Below are 20,098 nucleotides of genomic sequence, written 5' to 3'. Positions count from 1 at the left end.
GTATTTTATCTTCTTAAATTATTTTGATGCCTTCAATCGATTATTTAAAAGAAATTAATGATTTGGTTACTTCCGTCGTTGAATCAGGCGGGTCTGATTTGCATCTTTCCGTTGGCAGGCACCCGACCGTGAGGGTTTCCGGAACACTGGTTCCTTTGGTAAAGAAGCCGATGATGACGCCGGAATTGATAGAAGGAATCGTTTTTTCCATGATAAAAGAAAGTCAAAAAACGGAACTTTTGGCAAAAGGAGATTTGGATTTCGCGTATAATGCCGCGAATAAAGCTCGTTTCAGATGTAACGCTTTCAGGCAGAAAGGCTACATGGGTTTGGCGATGCGTTTTATTCCTTCCGAAATAAAAAATCTTGAAGACCTGAATGTGCCGGATCTTTTAAGGACATTTGCTTTAAAGCAACAAGGTTTTTTCCTTGTAGTCGGTCCTACCGGGCACGGTAAATCAACCACCCTTGCCGCGATGATAGATATAATAAATCATGAAATGAATCAGCATATTGTGACGATTGAAGATCCTATAGAATATTTATTCATACAAGACAAATCAACAATAGATCAGCGCGAAGTGGGGACTGACGCGGAAGATTTTCCGCGCGCCCTTCGCGCCATGTTCCGTCAAGACGTGGACGTGGCAATGATAGGCGAGATGAGAGATCCGGACAGTATCGCAATTGCCGTAACCGCGGCGGAAACCGGGCATATGGTTTTTTCATCGCTTCACACCAACAACGCAAGCCAGACCGTGGACAGAATTATAGATTCTTTCCAGGCGGACCAGCAAAACCAGATTCGCCTGCAGCTTGCGGGAAGTTTGCTTGGCATTTTTTCCCAAAGGCTTGTGCCGAGGATTTCCGGAGGGCTTATCCCCGCGTACGAACTTCTTATAGCAAACACGGCGATTCGGAATTTGATACGCGAAGGTCGCACGCACGAGATAGATATAGTTATAGAAACGAGTTCGTCAGAAGGGATGATAAGCTTGAATAGTTCACTTTTGAATCTTGTGAGAAGCGGTGAAATAAGCATGGACAACGCGCTTGCTTTTTCTTTAAATCCCAAAGCGCTCGTTGATTTAAATTCTTGATTTTCTATGCTTTTTTATTACAAAGCGACAACGCCTAACGGAGAAATTAAAGAAGGCGAACTGGAAGCGTCAAGCCAGGAAATCGCCTTAAGTTCTCTCCAAAGAAGAGGCCTGATAGTAATCTCCCTTGTTTCAAAATCAAGCAGGATTCCTTTTTTTGACAAGGATATTTTTTCTTTTAAAAAAGTGAAAAGAAAAGATATAGTGATGCTTTCAAGACAGATAGCGACTCTTTTTGAGGCGAAAGTTTCAGTATTGAGCGCTTTTAAACTTCTCTCTGCCGAAATTGAAAATCCTGCTATGCGCGAGGTTCTAAATGGCATTGTCGTGGATATAAGCGGCGGCTCAAGGATCGCGGAAGCGCTTTCGCGATATCCGAAAGTTTTCTCTAATTTTTACGTAAGCATGGTGAAGACAGGGGAAGAATCCGGAAAATTGGATGAAATTTTCAAACATTTGGCTGATTATCTGGAACGCAATGCCGAACTTATAGGCAAAGCGAAAAAAGCGCTTATCTATCCAGCTTTCGTTGTTGCCGCTTTTATCGGTGTAATTGTGGTAATGATGGTTGTTGTTATTCCCAAACTCACCGATATTATTAAAGAAAGCGGGCAGGAGGCTCCTCTTTACACGAAAGCGGTAATGTACACAAGCGATATTTTGAGAAATTACGGAGCTTTTTTCTTCCTTTTTTTGGCAGTAGGAGTTTTCCTTTTATGGAGATATTCAAAAACACCCGATGGCCGTCTTAAAGTCGCTTCTCTCCAGCTTTCTATTCCTTATCTTGGAACTTTATACCAAAAGCTTTATCTTGCCCGTATTGCCGACAACCTGGAAACTTTGATTACCGGAGGCGTGAGCATGATAAGGTCTTTGGAAATAACATCGGATGTGGTTGAGAGCCCGATTTACAGGGCGATTTTAAAAGATACGATAGAATCGGTTAAAGGAGGCGCCACTATTTCCGAAAGTTTTTCCAGGTATCATGAAATTTCGCCTCTTATGGGACAGATGATAAAAATAGGGGAAGAAACAGGGAAATTGGATTTTATATTTAAAACGCTGGCGGGTTTCTATAAAAGAGAAATGGACGACGCTCTTGAAACAATGATAGGTCTTATTGAGCCGGCGATGACCGTTGTTTTGGGCGTCGGTGTCGGGCTTCTTCTGGCTTCTGTTTTGGTGCCGATTTACAACATCGCGATGGCGGTATAATGCGGAGTTGTCTTGCAAAGAAACTTATCCACAACAAAACGTGAAAAATAAAGTCAGAAACGTTATAATGAATTTGTAATTAAGCAATTAACCAAAAGGTCGATTAACTTAATACCGAATTAAAAAATGTTTAGCAAAAGAAATAAGGGCTTTACTTTAATTGAACTCCTCGTGGTTATCGCCATCATTGGTATTTTGGCGTCAGTAGTTTTGGCGTCATTGAACAGCGCGAGGCAGAAATCAAGAGATGCTAGAAGAATTGCGGACTTAAAACAAATTCAATTGGCGCTTGAGCTTTGTTATGACGCAGCGTGCGCCACTGAAACTGGTTATCCGGATGCATTGTCTACTCTTGCTCCTACGTATATAGCTGTAGTTCCGACTGACCCTAGCTCTCTCGCAGGCTATGCTTATGATAATTTGGATAGCAGCGCTGGAGGCGCGTGCGCCGTGGCTGATGCGGGCAACTGTCTTTATTACCATCTTGGAGCGGTCCTAGAAGATACTTCTAATGCTGCTCTTGATAATGATGCAGATAAGTCTCCTTCAGCTGACTTCGGTTTTGACGGAAACGACGCTGACTGCGATGCGACTGATGGTGCAGGAACTGATGCTTGCTACGACGTAACTCCGTAATTCCTTTCAGATTGCATTGAAACAGGCAACCCAGCCCCCTTATAAGGAGCTGGGTTTCTGTTTATGCCGCCGTGTTTAGAAATAAAAAAGATATGGTAAAATTAGAATATGAATAATGTTGTTCTTGGCATAATTGTTTTTATCTTCGGGTCTGTCATAGGCAGTTTTTTGAATGTGCTTATACTTAGGCGCGGCACCGGCGAGGGCGTTTTTTGGGGAAATTCAAAATGTTTTTCCTGCGGAAAAAAATTAAAGTGGAAGGAGCTTTTTCCGATTTTCAGTTTTTTGGCGCAAAAAGGGAAATGCAGGGGGTGCAAAAGCAAAATTTCCTGGCAGTATCCGATATTAGAAACAATAACGGGGCTGTTGTTCCTGCTGATTTTTAATTTTAAATTTTTAATTTTCAATCAATTTTCCAATTTCCATTTGCTTGGGATCGTGTTTTTTCTTTGGCTTATTGTTTCAATCCTAATCGTTATCGCGGTTTATGATTTTCTTCATTTTATAATTCCGAACGGTTATGTTTGGTTTTTCAACGCGCTCGCTTTTAATTACATGATTTATTTTTCAAGTTTCAGCCTCTACGATTTTCTTCTGGATTTGTCAGCGGGATTTCTTTTTGGCGGTTTTTTTGCCGTCCTTTGGTTTTTGTCAAAAGGAAAGTGGATGGGTTTTGGCGATGCCAAGCTCGCCTTAGGTCTTGGCTGGTTTTTGGGATTTGAAAAAGTATTTTTCGGATTTTTGTTCGCGTTTTGGGTAGGCTCAATAATCGGGCTTTTGCTGATTTCGCTTAAAAAAGGCTACGGGCTTAAGAGCAAAATTCCTTTCGGCCCGTTTCTTGTCTTCGGCTCTCTTTTGGCATTTTTTTGGACATAAGTTTCAATTTTTTGCCGGCGTTTTTGTAAAACATGGATAAAAGTGAAGCAAAAGAAAGGATAGAAAGACTTAAAGAACTGATAAACAAACACAGATATTTTTATCATGTCTTGGATAATCCTGAAATTTCCGATGCCGCATTCGATACTTTAAAAAACGAGCTGGAAGAGCTTGAAAGAAAATTTCCCGAATTTATCACTTTCGATTCGCCGACCCAGAGAGTGGGAGGAGAGCCTCTTGAAAAATTTGCGAAGGTTCCTCACAAAATTCCGATGCTCTCTTTAAACGACGCTTTTGGAGAAGAGGAATTTTTGGAATGGGAAGAAAGAATAAAAAAACTCGCGCCCGGCGAAAAAATTGATTATTTTTGTGAACTTAAAATGGACGGCCTTGCAGTAAGCCTTTTGTACAGGAAAGGAATTTTTGTTTTGGGTTCCACCCGGGGTGACGGGAAAACGGGAGAAGACGTGACTCAAAATTTAAAAACAATAAACGCGATCCCTTTACGATTAAGGATTCCCGAGAAAAAAGAATTTGAAAAATCCGGAAATTTATTTTTTCAGAAAGAACGAATTTTGGAACTTGCGGCAAACGGCGAGATGGAAATTCGCGGAGAAGCGGTAATGACAAAAAAAGTTTTTAATGAACTTAACCGCGGGCTGGAAAAAGAAGGGAAGCCTCTTTTTGCGAATCCCAGAAACGCGGCCGCCGGTTCCATCCGCCAGCTTGATTCAAAAATTACCGTCTCGCGCCGGCTGGATTTTTACGTTTACGGAATTTTTTCCGACTTTGGTCAGGTTTATCACCATGAAGAACACGCCTTGTCGAAGATGTTGGGTTTTAAAACAATAGAGCGCAACGAAGTCCGCGCGGATTCAAAAAGCGTTATTGATTTTCATAAAAAATGGACAAAAGACCGCGAGAGGCTTCCATTTGAATGCGACGGCGTGGTTGTTGTGGTTGATAAAATAGATTTGCAGAAAAAAATGGGGGTTATCGGAAAAGCTCCACGCTACATGATTGCTTACAAATTTCCTCCAGAAGAGGCGGCAACGATTCTTGAAGACATAAAAATTCAAGTTGGCCGCACGGGCGTGCTTACTCCGGTTGCGATATTAAAGCCCGTGGACATAAAAGGAGTTGTTGTAAGCCGCGCGACTTTGCATAACGAAGATGAGATAAAACGGCTGGGTTTAAAAATAGGCGATACCGTTATTGTCGGCAGGGCGGGAGACGTTATCCCCGACGTAAAAAGAGTTTTGACGGAATTGCGGACAGGCAAGGAAAAAAGTTTTCATATGCCTGAAAAATGTCCGGTTTGCGGAAAAGAAATAGAACGCGATGCCGATAAAAGCGGGACGGGGAAAAACGGAGTTAATCTGCGTTGTGTAAATAAAAATTGCCCCTCGCGTAAAAGAAGAACGCTTTATTATTTTGCCTCGCGGCCGGCTTTTAACATAGAAGGGCTTGGACCGAAAATAATAAACGCGCTTTTGGACAGCGGGCTTATACAAAATCCGGCGGACCTTTTTGACCTTAAAGAAGGCGATATAGCTCCGCTTGAAAGGTTCGCGGAGAAATCAGCTTCCAACCTCGTAAAGTCGATTCAATCAAGAAGAAAAATTTCTTTGCCCAGATTTATCATTTCTTTAAGCATTCAGCATGTCGGCGAAGAAACCGCTCAAAGTTTGGCGGATCATTTTAAAAATATAGAAAAAATCAGAAATGCCGCTTTGGAAGAAATTCAGGAAGTAAAAGATATCGGGCCTGTTGTGGCGCAAAGCGTCTTTGATTGGTTTAGGGAAAACGCGAATAAAAATTTTTTGGAAAATTTACTGAAACGCGTGGAAATTGAGCCGTATGAGCCGAGGGAAAAAGGGAAATTTTCCGGCAAAAAATTCGTTCTGACCGGTTCTCTTTCTTCTATGCCGCGAGAGGAAGCAAAAGCCAAAATACGCGAAATTGGCGGTGATGTTTCCGAATCGGTCTCAAAAGAAACGGATTTCGTGGTGGCGGGCGATGAGCCGGGTTCAAAATTTGATAAAGCGAAAAAGCTCGGCGTAAAAATTTTAAGTGAAAAAGAGTTTCTTTCTTTGTTGTGATAGTAGGGAGTAGAATGTTTTCCCTTCGCTCATTCTCGTCCCGCCAGCGCGGGACTCCGAGGGTTCCGGCGTTTTGCCCCGCCAAGGGCGGGGACCATGCCAAAACGCCTACACAATCCGCTCAGAGGAAACATTCTGCTCCCTACTGGTTTTTAGCGAACCTCGGTAATATTTCTTTCAAGATCATTCGAAGACGAAAAAAGATTGGTATTTTTTGTTAAAATTTATAAAACAAAAAATTTTTTTCGCCGTAGACGAGCGAGTGAGCCGCTGGAGCGAAGAGAGCGTGTCGCGAAAGGAATATTCCAGAGGTTCGAAGCGGATGCTTTTAATAATCTCCTTGCGCGTGTAATATTAAAACATGGCATTTACGAAAAAAGAGTTGGAAAAATTAGCCGAACTTGGCCGTTTGGATGTTCCTGACAGCGAGTTGAAAGTGCTCCAAAAAAATTTGGATGATATCGTGACGTTCATCTCAAAATTAAAACAAGCGCCGGGTGAACTGCAGATTATCTCGGCTGAAAACGAAAACGGGGACAGCGCGGGACTTAAGAACGTTTTAAGAGAAGACGAGAATCCGCATAAGGAAGCCGAATACAGCGAAACGTTTTTGAAAGAAGCGCCGCAGAAAGAGAGAGGGTTTGTTAAGGTTAAAAAAGTTTTTGATAATGACGAAGATTGATTTATCCGAACTTTCAATAAAAAAAGCGCACGAACTTCTAAAAACCGGCGAAATTTCCAGCAGGGAACTTTCCGTTTTTTATCTTGAAAACATCAAGAAAAGAAACAGCGATATCAACGCTTATTTGGAAGTTTTTGACGATGTAATGGAGAAGGCGGAAAAAATTGACGAGCAAATCAAAGAGGGAGGGCGATTTTCGGAATTGACCGGGATTCCTTTGGCGATAAAAGACAACATTTTGATAAAAGGAAAAAAGTGCACTGCCGCGTCGAAAATTCTTGAAAATTTCAAAGCGCCGTACAATGCCGCGGTTATTGATAAGCTTGAAAAAGAAGGCGCCATATTTTTAGGAAAAACCAACCTTGATGAATTTGCCATGGGCGGTTCAACCGAAAATTCCGCTTTTGGAGCGACCAAAAATCCTTATGACGGAGAAAGAGTTTCCGGCGGGTCTTCCGGCGGCTCCGCCGCCGCGGTCGCCAGCCAGATGTGTCTTGCCGCGCTTGGTTCCGACACCGGCGGTTCAATAAGGCAGCCGGCCGGTTTTTGCGGAATTGTGGGGTTTAAACCGACCTACGGAGCGGTCTCAAGACACGGACTTATTGCCATGGCATCTTCTTTGGACCAGATAGGCCCGATGACGAAAACCGTGGAAGATGCGGAAATAATTTTTAACGCCATACGAGATTGCGACCCGATGGATTCTACCAGTGAAGAAACCAAAAACAGAAAATCGATTCGTCGGCCGGCGGACGATAGTCAAAAGCTGAAAATAGGAATACCAAAAGAATTTTTCAATTTATCCGGTGAAAACAAAGGCATTGATAACTTCGTTTCCGAAAATGTTTTTAAAGCGATAGGGTTTTTCAAAAATTCAGGATATGAAATAAAAGAAATCAGTTTGCCGAGCTTGAAATACGCGCTTGAAATTTATTATGTAATTATGCCAGCCGAAGTTTCTTCAAATCTCGCGAGATACGACGGTATAAAATACGGATTTTCAAAATCCGGAGAAAATCTTTTGGCCGGCTATAAAGAAACAAGAGGAAAAGGTTTTGGCAGGGAAGCGCGCAGGAGGATTTTGCTTGGAACATACGTTCTTTCGTCCGGTTATTATGACGAATATTACGGTTTGGCGCAAAAAGCCAGAGATTTGATGAAAGCCGATTTTAACCGGGCTTTTACCGATGTTGATGTCGTGTTGAGTCCGACAACCCCTACGCCGGCTTTTAAACTTGGAGAAAGAACAGAAGACCCCGTACAGATGTATCTTGCGGATATCTTTACCGTGTCGGCAAATTTAAGCGGAGTTCCGGCAATCTCTTTGCCTTGCGGGTACGCGGAAATTGGAGCGAAAAAATTGCCGATAGGCGTTCAATTTATGGCTCCGTGGTTTGAAGAAGAAAGATTATTTTCTTTAGGCAAATTTTTTGAAGAGAATTTTTAAATTATTTTGTTCTTTCCGTCTTGTTTGTATTTATCTTTTGTTTTTATGAAACCTTATCTGAATTTGGAATACATTTTTTATCGCATCTCGGTTTTTTTTGAAGAATCAAACCGTTTCTTCACGACCGGAGAATGGAAGCGTTTCGGCTCTTTTTCTCAGGTAAAAATATTTTCGGTGGTTCTTTCCATTATCCTTTTCTTTGGAATTTTGTGCGTCCTGCTTATGCTTTTCAGAATGAGAAAAACAAAATTAGCGGAACTTTTAAAAAGGACGGCGGACTTTTCTCCGCAGGAAAGGATTGAAAGATGGAATAAAGTAAAAAGACTTCGGGACTCGGAAAACCCGGAGGATTGGAAATGGGCGGTTGTTGAGGCGGATAATATTATTGATGAGATAATAATCAAAATAGGGTATCAGGGAGAAACTTTCGGCGAAAGGCTTTCAAAAATAGACCATCATAAATTCAAAGGAATTTATGATGTGTGGAGAGCTCACGAGGTGCGGAAGAATATAGATTTTGAAGGCGAAGCGTATGAGTTTACTCAAGATGAAGCCAAGGAGGTTTTGTCGCTTTATGAAAAAGCGCTGAAGGAAGTGGAGTATATATAAATCAAAATAAAAACAATGATTTCCCCTTCCTATAATGAATAGGTTAATAAATTTTTTCTATTTTATTTTCTCCGCCTGAAGTGGTATTTTCTTCGCGCTTAGTTCCTCAATAGCAACAACAAAAAACACCCGGCAAGCGGATGTTTTTTGTTGTTGTGTTGCGGGGGTAGGAATTGAACCTACTACTACAAGGTTATGAGCCTCGTGTGCAACCGTTACACTTCCCCGCGATAAATTTATTTTTAAAATATAACAGTTTTTTCCCAAATAAACAAGCACTTGATTATTTTTTATCAGCGCGGTAAAAATTAGTTTAGATAAAATCTGATGTTGAATCTTAAAAAAAGGGGGAAATAGAAATGGAAATATTGATGATTTTTGCTTTTATTATTTTTCTTTGGTGGTACCGAAAAACAGGGGTGCTTTATTATCAAATAAAACATGCCAGAGCCGAAGATTACAACAGGTCAATACCGAAAGTCTGCCTCATCCCTCCGCCTAATTTCTTTCTATTTTTATTCAACAAAATCACAAAATTCCGTTTTTACTGGTTGATTCAAAAGTCTAGCGGAATTTTTTTATCAGACTTTAAGGACCCGCGTCAGATAAAATTTTTGTTCCGGCAATACAAGGAAATCTACGGTTGGCCGTTTATTATGTTTTTTGCCGGCTATAAAAATCTTAAATTTTTGATAAAGGTCCGGTTGAAAGCTTTTCGTAGAGCTTAACGCTTGATTTTCTGAGGCAGGTTAAACATTAACCTGCCTTTCTTGTTTTCTTTTTGGCATTGTGATAAAAGACAGAAGGGAACAGGACGTTGATAATAATAAATTTGTTTATTTTGAGATTTTAGACGGGAGAAAGGAGAGCGGAAATATGACGAAAAACGAAGTTGTTTCGGTTGTTGAAATTCATGGGGCAAAAAATTTGCCGCAAAAAACACGGCAGGATTTTACAAGAGCCGTAAAACTCGCCATACAAAAAGCCGGAGCAAAAAGCAAGGTTATCTTAGAAGATTTTGATACTGCCGCTTTTGTTTGCGACGACCATTGCGATGTGAGTTTTCCTTTTGTGAAAATTTATTCATCCGACCCTTGTGAGATTGAGGCGTTGAGCCAGGAATTAAAAAAAGTTTCATTTTTTAATTTTGAGGCCCCTTCTTTTACTGTCTTGGTCAAGAAATATTAAGCTGCAGTAAGCTGCAGCAATAACGGAAAATTCCCGACTTTATGTCGGGAATTTTAATTAAGCGCGGCTGATGGGATTTGAACCCACGGTCTCTTCCGTGACAGGGAAGCGCTTTAAACCGCTAAGCTACAGCCGCAAAAATTTTCAATCGTACAATGCCGGCGAGTGGAATCGAACCACTGACCTTGGGTTTATGAGTCCCATGCTCTAACCGACTGAGCTACGCCGGCTTTAATTATACAAGGATACATTAAACTTTGACAAATTTCAATAAGAGTGTAAGCTTGTATAAAATTGGTTTTTTAAATAAGGAGGAACGCTTTATGGAGAATAAAAAGATTGAAATAGTAGTAGAAGAGGCGAAACGTCTTATCGGCAGTCCTTACAAATACGGGGCATATCTTGATGAGCTTGGCGTTGAGAATAAAGTATTTGATTGTTCTTCTTTCATCCAGTCCGTCTTTGCCAAAGCTGACATAAAGATTCCTCGTTCAACGATTCTTCAGGCGGCGGATCGGCAGGGTTTTGAGGTTTGCGGAAGACGAAATGTTCAAGCGGGAGACCTTGTCTTTTTTGAAGGCGAAAGGGGCCATTACAGACATGATTTATTTCCGGAAAAGAAATTGTATATTGGGCACGTCGCTCTTTTTGTTGGCGGGAACAGCATTATACATGCCACGAATAGCAACGGCTTTTCGGGAGTAATTGAACAGAAAATTTTCCCTTTTGAAAATCCGCTGTACAATGCCAGCACCATAGTTCTTATCAAAAGATTTTTTTAGCATGGCATTGGCCAAACAAGCCCCCGTTTCGCAGAACGGGGCTTTTTTTGCCTCGCGCGGATTTTGGCGGGGTGGTATAATCTTTCAATATGGAAATAATACCCGCTATCAACGCAGAATCTTTTGAGGAAGTTAAAAGGCAGATAAAATTAATTGAGCCGTATTCAGAATGGGCGCAGATAGACGTCTGCGACGGCACTTTTACGCAAAATATTATTTGGCATAATCCGAAAGATTTAGCCGATATCAAAACGCCTCTAAAACTGGAGGCGCATTTGATGATAAACGATATTGACCAAAAAGTTGAAGATTGGCTTATAGAGCCGATTAGCAGGATTATTTTTCAGCTTGAAACCGCGAAAGACCCTTTTTTGGTCGCGGATAAATGCCGTAAAGCCGGAAAAGAAGTCGGAATAGCCATAGCCCCGGACACTGCGTGGACCAGACTCGTGCCTTTTTACGAAAAAGTTGATATTTTTCAAATTTTGTCAGTCCGCGCCGGATTGGCCGGGCAAACATTTTTAGAAGAAAGCCTTGATAAAATAATCCACATAAAAGAAAATTGTCCGTCTGCTATAATAGAAGTTGACGGCGGAATAGATAAAGAAGCCGCTAAAAAAGCCGCTGAGGCCGGAGCCGATATTTTGGTTACGGCATCGTATATTTTTTCCGCAAAGGATATAGGAATGGCCGTAGAAGAATTAAAGAACGCATAATTTACAAGAAATAAATTAATAAATTAAAAAATATATCATGTATTTATCCGATGAACGATTAAAATCCTTAGACGATACCGCAAGGCAAATTCGCGAGGATATTATCAATATGCTCGTTGAAGCGAAATCCGGACATTCTGCCGGTCCTATGGGCATGGCGGATGTTTTTACCGCGCTTTATTTTGAAGTGTTGAAACATGATCCGAAAAATCCGGCATGGGAAGAACGCGACAGGGTTATTTTATCCAATGGTCATATTTGTCCTGTGCAATACGCGGCCATGGCTCGCGCCGGATATTTTCCGACCGAAGAATTAAAAACATTGCGCAAGATGGGCAGCCGTTTGCAGGGACATCCTCACAGAAAAGCGCTTCCGGGGATAGAAAACAGTTCCGGACCTTTGGCTTTTGGTCAGGGCATAGCGGTTGGCATGGCTATTTCCGCGAAAATGAACAAAAAGAAACATCAGATTTATTGTCTTGTTGGCGACGGCGAAATGGACGAGGGTATGACTTGGGAAGCGGCTATGCTTGCCGGAAAATGGCATTTGGACAACCTCACTTTTATCATGGACAGAAATAATATTCAGATAGACGGATACACAGAAAGCGTTATGCCGAAAGAACCGCTTCGCGAAAGATACGAATCGTTCGGCTGGCACGTTATCGAAGTTGACGGGCATAATATAGAAGCGATTGTTAACGCTTGCAACGAGGCGAAAGCTGTTTTTGAAAAACCGGTTATGATTTTGGCCCATACGATTCCCGGGAAAGGAATTGATTTTATGGAATTCGATTGCTCTTGGCACGGCAAAGTGCCAAAACCCGAGGAAGCGGAAAAAGCGCTGGCGCAATTAAGGTCTCTTTGCGGCAAAATAAAAAGTGATTATGAATAAATATAAAATTACCGTCTAATATCATGCAAAATCAAAATTTAAAACTGAGCCAGAATTTATTGGATAAGGAAAAAATTGAGCGTATCCCAACCCGTTTTGGATATGGAGAAGGGCTTGTTTTGGCGGGGAAAGACGATCCGAATGTCGTTGCGCTTTGCGCCGATATTTCGGAATCAACGCGTTCCGCCGAATTTATGCGCGCGTTTCCGGACAGATTTATTGAAATGGGCATTGCGGAGCAAAATATGATGAATGTCGCGGTTGGCCTTGCCCTTGACGGAAAAGTGCCTTTTTTGGCGACATATGCCGTGTTTAGTCCGGGATTGAATTGGTGCCAGGTTCGTGGGGCCGTGCAGAACGAAGCCAATGTTAAGATTGCAGGCGCTCATGCCGGGATTTCAGTAGGTCCTGATGGAATGAGTCATCAGGCGCTTGAAGATATCGCCATAACGAGATGTTTGCCTGGCTTGGTCATAATCGCGCCGTGCGATTCCATAGAAACAAAAAAAGCGACGCTTGCGGCAGCAAAATACAAAGGCCCTGTTTATTTAAGATTCGCGCGTGAAAAAACTCCGGTTATGACAACCGAAGAAACTCCGTTTGAAATAGGAAAAGCGGAAATTTTTTGGTCGCCGGAGGGCGGAAATTCCCAAGTCTCAATAATCGCTTGCGGTCCGCTCGTTCATAATGCGATTTTGGCCGCGGCGGAACTTGAAAAAGAGGGGGTTAAAGCGGAGGTAATAAATAATCACACAATTAAGCCGATGGATAAAAATACGATTTTGGAAAGCGTAAAAAGAACCGGAGCCGTAGTTACCGTTGAAGAACACCAGGTTAATGGCGGTATGGGTTCGGCTGTGGCGGAAATTTTATCTGAAGAATTTCCAGCGCCGATTGAATTTGTGGGAGTCCGCGACAGATACGGGGAATCCGGCGAGCCGGATGAACTTTTGGAAAAATTCGGAATGGGAGTTGAGAACATAAAAGAAGCGGTTAAAAAAGCGTTGGCGAGAAAATAATTTGTTGAATTTTCAAAACGTTTCTATCTTTAAAATATGAACTTGAAACTGGTTTTTTCCCGGCGTTTTGTCATAAAAAAGAGAAACGCGGCTTTTACTCTTTTGGAGCTTCTTGTTGTCATCGGAATTGTGGGATTGTTGAGCTCTGTCGCTCTTGTTTTGTATAATGGCGTAAGAATAGATTCCAGAAATTCAGAAAGAATATCGGACATAAATCAATATGTAAAAGCCATAAATTTGGCAATTTCAGGAAATGGAGAATATCCAGACCCGGGAGATACCGGACCGCATTGTTTGGGAGATTACGACGATGACAAATGCGGACTTAATGGGACATATTATTCCGAATCGGAGACGCTGAATAATATCCTTTCTCCTTATTTGGATTTGAAAACTTATGCCGGCAATAAAGCCATGGTCTGCGGACTTCCTGGCGGAGAAGCCCCGGAGGAGTGCTCCGAAGGATATATCTATTTTTGTTCTGAGCGTCCGAATAATTTTTGCAAAACAATTGTCATCCAATGGCTTATGGAAGGAGCAGACGCTTCTTGCGGAATCGGTATTTCACATGAAATGAGGGGCGGCGCTACCATAACAGGATGTTCATATGTAGGCCATTGATAATTTTCTTATCCGATAATACGTGAAAGAAAAAGCGCGAAGAAGCGTACTTAAGAGGTTGAAAATTAAAATATGAACTTGAAACTGGTTTTTTCCCGGCGTTTTGTCATAAAAAAGAGAAACGCGGCTTTTACTCTTTTGGAGCTTCTTGTTGTCATCGGAATTGTGGGATTGTTGAGCTCTGTCGCTCTTGTTTTGTATAATGGCGTAAGAATAGATTCCAGAAATTCAGAAAGAATATCGGACATAAATCAATATGTAAAAGCCATAAATTTGGCAATTTCAGGAAATGGAGAATATCCAGACCCGGGAGATACCGGACCGCATTGCTTGGGAGATTACGACGATGACAAATGCGGATTTAACGGGGTATCGTATAGCGAATCATCGGTGCTTAACAGTGCGCTTTCTCCCTATGTTGATTTTAAAAATTATACGGGAGACCAAGGAATTATTTGCGGGCCTTCCGGGGCAGGGGGAGGACCGGATATCTGTTTCCAGGGATATGTTTATTCTTGTTCTTTTCGTCCGAACAATTTTTGCAAAAGCTTTTTCCTTCTTTGGTATCTGGAAGGAGAAAACGTATCTTGCGGAATCGGTATACCTGTTCCAAACAGTAATGGCGTGGGGGTAACAATATGCCAATATCTGAGTAATTAGAGTCTTTTTATTATTCAATAAAAAAATAATATGTTTGACGTTATAACTTTCGGTTCGGCGACTTATGATTTATTTATGGCCAGCGACAAGCTGGTGGCAATTGACGATGAAAAGTTCGCGACAAAAAAAGGGCTGTGCGTTCCTCTTGGTTCAAAAATTCATATTGATTCGGTCTTTGCGTCAATGGGAGGCTGCGGCACGAACGCGGCCTGCACTTTTTCCGAACAAGGATTAAAAACCGCTTATTTCGGATCGGTAGGAAAAGATGTTTTTGCCGAAGCGGTCAAAAAAGAACTTTCAAGGCACGGCGTTTCTTTGGAATTGCTGGAAGAAACGGATAAATACCCCACGGCTTTTTCCGTAGTCCTTTCTCTCCCGAATGTTGACAGGAGTATTTTGGAAAAATATGGCGCTTGCCATGAGCTTACCAAAGAAGATATTCCGTTTGAAAAGCTCGGAGCAAAATGGTTTTATGTTTCTTCACTATCGGCGAATAGTCACGAGATGCTCGTTCCGCTCATGGAATTTGCCGAAAAAAGCGGAATAAAGGTGGCGTCAAATCCGGCGGGCAGTTTAAAGAATGAAAAAGATACTGAAATTTTAAAAACCGTTTTGGATAAAATCGATATTTTGATTTTAAACCAGGAAGAATCGGCGGAGCTCGCGGGCGTTGATTACAAAGACGAAAAAGGAATTTTTAAAAAGCTTGATGAAATGGTAAAGGGCATTGCCGTGATGACGAAAGGTCCGGATGGGGTCGTTGTTTCCGACGGGAAAGATCTTTATTCCGCGGGGATTCCGGAATCGGAGATGGTTGACCGGACAGGAGCAGGGGATTCTTTCGGCTCGGCTTTCGTTTCCGGTTTTATTGAAAATGGGAGTATTGAATATGCCATACAGCTTGGTACGGCGAATGCCACGTCTAACATGCAGGATTTCGGAGCGACGACCGGTCTTTTGAAAAAAGGAGAGTGGGGAATCTGGCCTAAAGTGGAAGTAAAAAAAATTCCGCTTTAAGAATTTTGCTGCTCGCGGCTTATTTTTCTTGCTTGACTTGGTGTTAAATTTGTTCCAAAATGCCCAGAGAATAATAGGCATTTTTTGACATATAAACAGCTCAAAAACCTGAAACTAAAAGGAGGGGTTTATGTTTCAGAACAAGAAGCGGGGAAAAGTTTTGGCAGCCGTTTTCCTTTTTATAATACTTCTTTTTTTCTTGCTTGGCGCAGGCGCCGGACTGGCTCGCTGCGAAGATCCGTTATGCGCGAAAATAACCGTTCCGAGTTTTGACAGGGGTTTCGCTCAAAAATTTTTGCGTTTTTCCATCGGGGCCTCTTTGGTCGGGTGCGAAAGGTGGATTTTTGATTTGCGGAATTGTACGGGCGGCCAAGACAGCGAAGCTTTAAGAACAGCCTGGATGTTTTTGCCGGAGGATGCCACTGTCGTATTTGAGAGCATAAAAAATAAATCCGGATTTAGCGCGGTAAATGCCGACAGTTTCCAGTTTGAGGAAGAAGATATTGATTTTCAGATTGACGGCCAGGTTATCATTTTAGTCAGCCGTCAAACATCCGGCGCGGGGGAACTTTTTGCCGCTTCGCTTCAGGACAATCACAGGGCGGTTATAATAGGGGAAAAGACCGCGGGAGATAAATCCTTGATGAAATATTTTTCTCCTCTTACGAGAAGGTGCCTTTTGGGCGGTATTGAGCCTGACATCAAGGCGGATGTGTCAAACGGAAAAGAAATTTTTGAACTTGCCAGAAGTTTTTTGGCGGGAACAAAAATTTAACGTGCGTTTCAAAACCTGTGGGGAGATATTCCCCGCAGGTTTTTTGATTTTTCGCCGTTTTGGACTATAATTGACAATGAGGGTGAATAAAAACAAAATTTTTTATTTTGACCCGAAGAATCAATTAAACGTAGCATAACTAAGTTGAAATGGCGTTAAAAAACGGCGTTAAAAAAAGCATTTCCTCATCTGCCGAAAAGAGCGCGAAAAACGCGCCCGATACGCGTTGGCATTCCGGGCTTAAAGACGAGACAAAATATTCAATTTGGGGCATAGTTTGCCTTGGATTTTCTCTCTTTTTTGTCCTCGTTGTCTGCAATAAGGCTGGGGTGGCCGGAGAATATGTCCGTGTTGGGCTTGATTGGCTTTTTGGCACGGCGATTTTTTTGGTGCCCGCGGTGCTTTTTTTTATTTCCATTTCTCTTTTTTCCTCATACAGGCCGCGGCTTCTTGCCTCCAGCTTGATAGGCGGGCTTTTTATTTTTGTAAGCAGCTTATCTCTTATAGATATCGTTTTTGGGAAAAAAACCGGCGGATACGTGGGTTTTTTGGCGGCTCTTCCTTTTTTGAAGCTGATTGATTTTTGGGCCAGCATAATTGTTTTCTCCATGGTTTTTATCGTCGGCTTTCTGATAATGTCTAATATTCCTATTTCTTTCGCTTCGCTCGCGAGAAGAGCAAGAGAACGAATGTTTTTTTCCAAATCCAAACTCGAAGAATCGGATGCCCAGTCTCAAGGCGAAGTTTACGGTATTCCTTCCGTTCCCGCGGACGCAATAGCGGTCGGAGAAAAAACAGAAGAAAACGGAAATGAGATGAAAAAAGAACCAGGTGAAAAATACGACGTGGAAGAAGAAAATGAAAACGGGATAAAAACAAAAATTTTGTCAGGTGTTTTTAAAAAATTTTCCGACAAAAAATTCAATCCTCCTCCATTTGAGCTTTTGGAATCGGATAAGGGCAAGCCTTCGGCAGGGGACATAAAAGCTAATTCCAATATCATAAAACGGACTTTTCAGAATTTCGGAATAAGCGTGGAAATGGATGAAATAAGAATAGGTCCTTCCGTTACGCAATATACTTTAAAACCGGCGGAAGGCGTAAAATTATCGCGCATCACGGGACTTAATAATGATTTGTCTTTGGCGTTGGCAAGCCATCCCATACGAATAGAAGCTCCAATACCCGGCAAGTCTCTTGTGGGAATAGAAGTTCCAAACAGGTCATCTTCTCTTGTCGGTTTGCGGTCGCTTCTTCAGCAAACGGAATATCTGAATTCCGAACTGCCTCTTCTTTTGGCCTTAGGCAGAAACGTGGCAGGCAGACCGGTCTACGCTTCAATAGCGAAAATGCCCCATGTGCTTATAGCCGGAGCTACCGGTTCCGGAAAATCAGTGGCAATACATTCGCTTATAATGAGCTTGCTTTACAGACATTCTCCGGCAGACCTTCAGCTTCTCATGATAGACCCGAAACGCGTGGAGCTTACCATGTACAATAATTTACCGTACCTTCTTTCGCCGGTAATAACAGAAGCGAAGAAGGCGATAGTGGCTTTGAAATGGGCGACCAAAGAAATGGAAAGAAGATACGATGTGCTTTTGGCGGCCGGAGCGAGAGACATAAATTCTTATCACAAAAACGGTAAAACAGAATCAATGCCGTATATTGTCGTTATAATTGACGAGCTCGCCGATATTATGATGAGTTATCCGCGCGAGTTTGAATCTTCAATAGTGAGGCTGGCGCAAATGTCTCGCGCCGTGGGGATACATCTTGTTGTTTCCACCCAAAGGCCCTCGGTTGAAGTTATCACCGGACTTATAAAAGCGAACATCACCAGCCGCGTTGCTTTTCAAGTTGCGTCTCAAGTTGATTCCAGAACAATTTTGGATATGGCGGGAGCGGAGAAGCTTTTGGGAAACGGAGACATGCTCTACCTTTCCGGCGATTCGGCAAAGCCGCGGCGCATACAGGGAACTTTTGTTTCGGAAAGCGAGGTAAAGAAAGTAGTCAATTATCTTTTGGGAGAATATGAAAATTTCGATTCGTCGGAAATAAATTTGGGAAACGGCGAAATGCAGCAATCCTCGATTTTTGACGAGACGCCAGGGTCCGGCGACGACGAAGAAGACGAACTTTACGAACAGGCAAGAGAAATAATTATTCAGTCAAAGAGAGCGTCAACCTCTCTGCTGCAAAGAAGATTAAGGGTCGGTTATTCCCGGGCCGCGCGCCTTCTTGATATGATGGAAGAGAGAGGAGTTGTCGGGCCTCCCGACGGTTCCCGTCCGCGCGAGATTTTAGACTTACCTCCGGAAAATTACGATGCTTAAAGCGATAAAGATGAACGCGGCGTTTTTTGCGAAAATAATTTTCGTTTTTGTTATATTTTTCGCGTTTGTTTTTTATCTTTACGGACGTTCCAAAAATTTTTTACAGGGTCCCGGCATAAGCCTTGATTATCCTAAAAACGGAGAAACTGTAAATAATCCGGTTATAAAAATAAAAGGCGTTTCTGTAAATGTTTCTGCACTGTATATAGACGGAAGCCATGTTTTGACCGATAGCCTTGGAAATTTTGAAAAAGACATGATTTTAGCGCAAGGATATAATATCATTGAAGTTAAAGCCGAAGACAGGTTCGGAAGGACTTATAAACAAAAAATAGAAGTGGTAATGAAGTAGTTTTAATTTAAAAGGCTTAATATAATTTATAAAATGGCTAAATTTACAGCAAAAGCGAAAAAAGAACCCAAGACAATGGGAGCGGACATAAATTCCGTGATAGAAGGGATTAAAAGCAAATACGGTGAAGGCGCGATAATGAAGCTTGGCGACACGAAAAGAGTTGATGTGGACGTTATCTCTACGGGCTCTCTTTCTTTAGACGTTGCCTTGGGGCTTGGCGGGCTTCCGCGCGGCAGAGTTATTGAAATTTTTGGTCCGGAATCTTCGGGTAAAACCACGCTGGCTCTCCATGTTCTTGCTCAAGCTCAAAAAAAAGGAGGCCTCTGCTCTTTTATAGACGCTGAGCACGCGATGGATCCCGTGTACGCGGAAAAACTTGGCGTAAAAGTTGACGATCTTCTTATCTCCCAGCCCGACACGGGAGAACAGGCTCTTGAAATAACAGAAAGCCTGGTTCGTTCCGGAAAAATCGATGTAATCGTGATAGATTCCGTCGCCGCTTTAACGCCGCGGGCAGAGATAGAAGGAGAGATGGGAGACGCGCACGTGGGTCTCCAGGCAAGACTTATGTCGCAGGCGCTTCGCAAACTTACGGCAATATCCGCAAAATCCAAAACAATCGTGATTTTTATAAATCAGATTAGAATGAAAATAGGAGTGATGTTCGGAAATCCGGAAACCACGCCGGGAGGAAAAGCGCTGAAATTTTATTCTTCCGTGAGGATAGACGTGAGAAGAATAGCCCAGATAAAAAGAGGTGATGAAATAATCGGCGGAAGGGTAAAAGCGAAAGTCGTAAAAAATAAAGTGGCGCCTCCTTTCAGGGAAGCCGAGTTTGACCTTTTGTACGATGAAGGAATTTCAAGGAGCGCTGAACTTCTTAATTTGGGCGAGAAAGCCGGAATAATAAAAAAATCAGGAACTACGTATTCGTATGGAAGCCTGAAATTGGGAGTAGGCTATGACAAGGCGAGAATTTTTCTGCGCGAGGACAATAAAACAGCTGACGAGATAACGAAAAAAATAAAAGAATTCTATAGCATAGAAAAAGGCCGGTAGAATATAAT

20 protein-coding genes and 3 tRNA genes are annotated in these 20,098 nt (G+C 42.2%); 20 read left to right on the top strand and 3 right to left on the bottom strand.

From position 1 onward, the window contains the following. The first annotated feature begins 26 nt into the window (after nucleotides 1-26). From PHC85_01355 to PHC85_01320, 8 genes are all read left to right on the top strand, one after another. A complete protein-coding gene (locus PHC85_01355) occupies nucleotides 27-1,100 on the top strand; it encodes a PilT/PilU family type 4a pilus ATPase (GenBank protein ID MDD5032752.1) in 1,074 nt (357 codons plus the stop codon). A gap of 6 nt (nucleotides 1,101-1,106) precedes the next feature. Continuing rightward, nucleotides 1,107-2,315 carry a type II secretion system F family protein gene (locus tag PHC85_01350; protein MDD5032751.1) on the top strand — a complete coding sequence of 403 codons (1,209 nt, stop codon included), beginning with the start codon at nucleotides 1,107-1,109 and terminating at the stop codon, nucleotides 2,313-2,315. Between the two features lie 126 nt (nucleotides 2,316-2,441). After that, complete coding sequence (locus PHC85_01345; protein ID MDD5032750.1) at nucleotides 2,442-2,951, top strand: type II secretion system protein; 510 nt, start codon at nucleotides 2,442-2,444, stop codon at nucleotides 2,949-2,951. Between the two features lie 108 nt (nucleotides 2,952-3,059). Beyond that, nucleotides 3,060-3,827, top strand: coding sequence for a prepilin peptidase (locus PHC85_01340; protein ID MDD5032749.1), 768 nt, complete (start codon nucleotides 3,060-3,062; stop codon nucleotides 3,825-3,827). A 32-nt stretch (nucleotides 3,828-3,859) separates the two neighbouring features. After that, entirely contained in the window at nucleotides 3,860-5,929 is a 2,070-nt protein-coding gene (ligA, locus tag PHC85_01335) for an NAD-dependent DNA ligase LigA (GenBank protein MDD5032748.1), read from the top strand. A gap of 361 nt (nucleotides 5,930-6,290) precedes the next feature. Continuing rightward, on the top strand, nucleotides 6,291-6,611 hold the full coding sequence (locus tag PHC85_01330; GenBank protein MDD5032747.1) for an aspartyl/glutamyl-tRNA amidotransferase subunit C: 321 nt from the start codon (nucleotides 6,291-6,293) through the stop codon (nucleotides 6,609-6,611). Further along, entirely contained in the window at nucleotides 6,607-8,058 is a 1,452-nt protein-coding gene (gatA, locus tag PHC85_01325; GenBank protein ID MDD5032746.1) for an Asp-tRNA(Asn)/Glu-tRNA(Gln) amidotransferase subunit GatA, read from the top strand. The genes PHC85_01330 and gatA overlap by 5 nt, the downstream gene beginning before the upstream one ends. Nucleotides 8,059-8,103: 45 nt before the next feature. Next, nucleotides 8,104-8,667, top strand: a complete 564-nt coding sequence (locus PHC85_01320; GenBank protein MDD5032745.1) for a hypothetical protein — start codon at nucleotides 8,104-8,106, stop codon at nucleotides 8,665-8,667. A 158-nt stretch (nucleotides 8,668-8,825) separates the two neighbouring features. Here PHC85_01320 and PHC85_01315 read toward each other — a convergent pair. Next, nucleotides 8,826-8,897: transfer RNA gene (locus PHC85_01315), tRNA-Ile, on the bottom strand. Nucleotides 8,898-9,456: 559 nt separating this feature from the next. On the opposite strand from PHC85_01315, the gene PHC85_01310 reads away from it, so the two are divergent. After that, a complete protein-coding gene (locus tag PHC85_01310) occupies nucleotides 9,457-9,855 on the top strand; it encodes a hypothetical protein (protein ID MDD5032744.1) in 399 nt (132 codons plus the stop codon). 62 nt (nucleotides 9,856-9,917) lie between these two features. Here the strand turns inward: PHC85_01310 and PHC85_01305 are convergent. Then, a tRNA-Asp gene (locus tag PHC85_01305) sits at nucleotides 9,918-9,991 on the bottom strand. Nucleotides 9,992-10,011: 20 nt separating this feature from the next. Further along, a tRNA-Met gene (locus tag PHC85_01300) sits at nucleotides 10,012-10,085 on the bottom strand. Nucleotides 10,086-10,178: 93 nt separating this feature from the next. Here PHC85_01300 and PHC85_01295 point away from each other — a divergent pair. From PHC85_01295 to recA, 11 genes are all read left to right on the top strand, one after another. Continuing rightward, on the top strand, nucleotides 10,179-10,637 hold the full coding sequence (locus tag PHC85_01295; GenBank protein ID MDD5032743.1) for a C40 family peptidase: 459 nt from the start codon (nucleotides 10,179-10,181) through the stop codon (nucleotides 10,635-10,637). 89 nt (nucleotides 10,638-10,726) lie between these two features. Next, nucleotides 10,727-11,353: a hypothetical protein gene (locus tag PHC85_01290; protein ID MDD5032742.1), complete on the top strand. Its 627-nt coding sequence runs from the start codon at nucleotides 10,727-10,729 to the stop codon at nucleotides 11,351-11,353. A 37-nt stretch (nucleotides 11,354-11,390) separates the two neighbouring features. Beyond that, nucleotides 11,391-12,248 (top strand): transketolase, encoded by an 858-nt coding sequence (locus tag PHC85_01285; GenBank protein ID MDD5032741.1) that lies wholly within the window; start codon nucleotides 11,391-11,393, stop codon nucleotides 12,246-12,248. Nucleotides 12,249-12,271: 23 nt separating this feature from the next. Further along, complete coding sequence (locus tag PHC85_01280) at nucleotides 12,272-13,267, top strand: transketolase C-terminal domain-containing protein (protein MDD5032740.1); 996 nt, start codon at nucleotides 12,272-12,274, stop codon at nucleotides 13,265-13,267. A 36-nt stretch (nucleotides 13,268-13,303) separates the two neighbouring features. Beyond that, entirely contained in the window at nucleotides 13,304-13,888 is a 585-nt protein-coding gene (locus PHC85_01275) for a type II secretion system protein (GenBank protein MDD5032739.1), read from the top strand. Between the two features lie 72 nt (nucleotides 13,889-13,960). Further along, entirely contained in the window at nucleotides 13,961-14,548 is a 588-nt protein-coding gene (locus PHC85_01270; GenBank protein ID MDD5032738.1) for a type II secretion system protein, read from the top strand. Between the two features lie 30 nt (nucleotides 14,549-14,578). Then, a complete protein-coding gene (locus tag PHC85_01265; protein MDD5032737.1) occupies nucleotides 14,579-15,565 on the top strand; it encodes a carbohydrate kinase family protein in 987 nt (328 codons plus the stop codon). 130 nt (nucleotides 15,566-15,695) lie between these two features. Next, the gene (locus PHC85_01260) at nucleotides 15,696-16,340 is read left to right on the top strand and encodes a S41 family peptidase (GenBank protein ID MDD5032736.1); all 645 of its coding nucleotides are present in this window, start codon (nucleotides 15,696-15,698) and stop codon (nucleotides 16,338-16,340) included. Between the two features lie 149 nt (nucleotides 16,341-16,489). Then, nucleotides 16,490-18,676 carry a DNA translocase FtsK gene (locus PHC85_01255; GenBank protein ID MDD5032735.1) on the top strand — a complete coding sequence of 729 codons (2,187 nt, stop codon included), beginning with the start codon at nucleotides 16,490-16,492 and terminating at the stop codon, nucleotides 18,674-18,676. Then, nucleotides 18,669-19,028 carry a hypothetical protein gene (locus tag PHC85_01250; protein ID MDD5032734.1) on the top strand — a complete coding sequence of 120 codons (360 nt, stop codon included), beginning with the start codon at nucleotides 18,669-18,671 and terminating at the stop codon, nucleotides 19,026-19,028. Before PHC85_01255 ends, PHC85_01250 begins: the two co-directional genes overlap by 8 nt. Before the next feature lie 75 nt (nucleotides 19,029-19,103). Continuing rightward, on the top strand, nucleotides 19,104-20,090 hold the full coding sequence (gene recA, locus PHC85_01245; GenBank protein MDD5032733.1) for a recombinase RecA: 987 nt from the start codon (nucleotides 19,104-19,106) through the stop codon (nucleotides 20,088-20,090). The last annotated feature ends 8 nt before the right edge of the window (nucleotides 20,091-20,098 follow it).

It is taken from the genome of Candidatus Paceibacterota bacterium (assembly GCA_028711505.1).
Classification (GTDB): Bacteria; Patescibacteriota; Minisyncoccia; order JAHISW01; family Tagabacteraceae; genus JAQTSC01.
The sequence above is the reverse complement of the archived record's forward strand: the minus strand, read 5'-3'. Positions and strand labels throughout refer to the sequence as shown.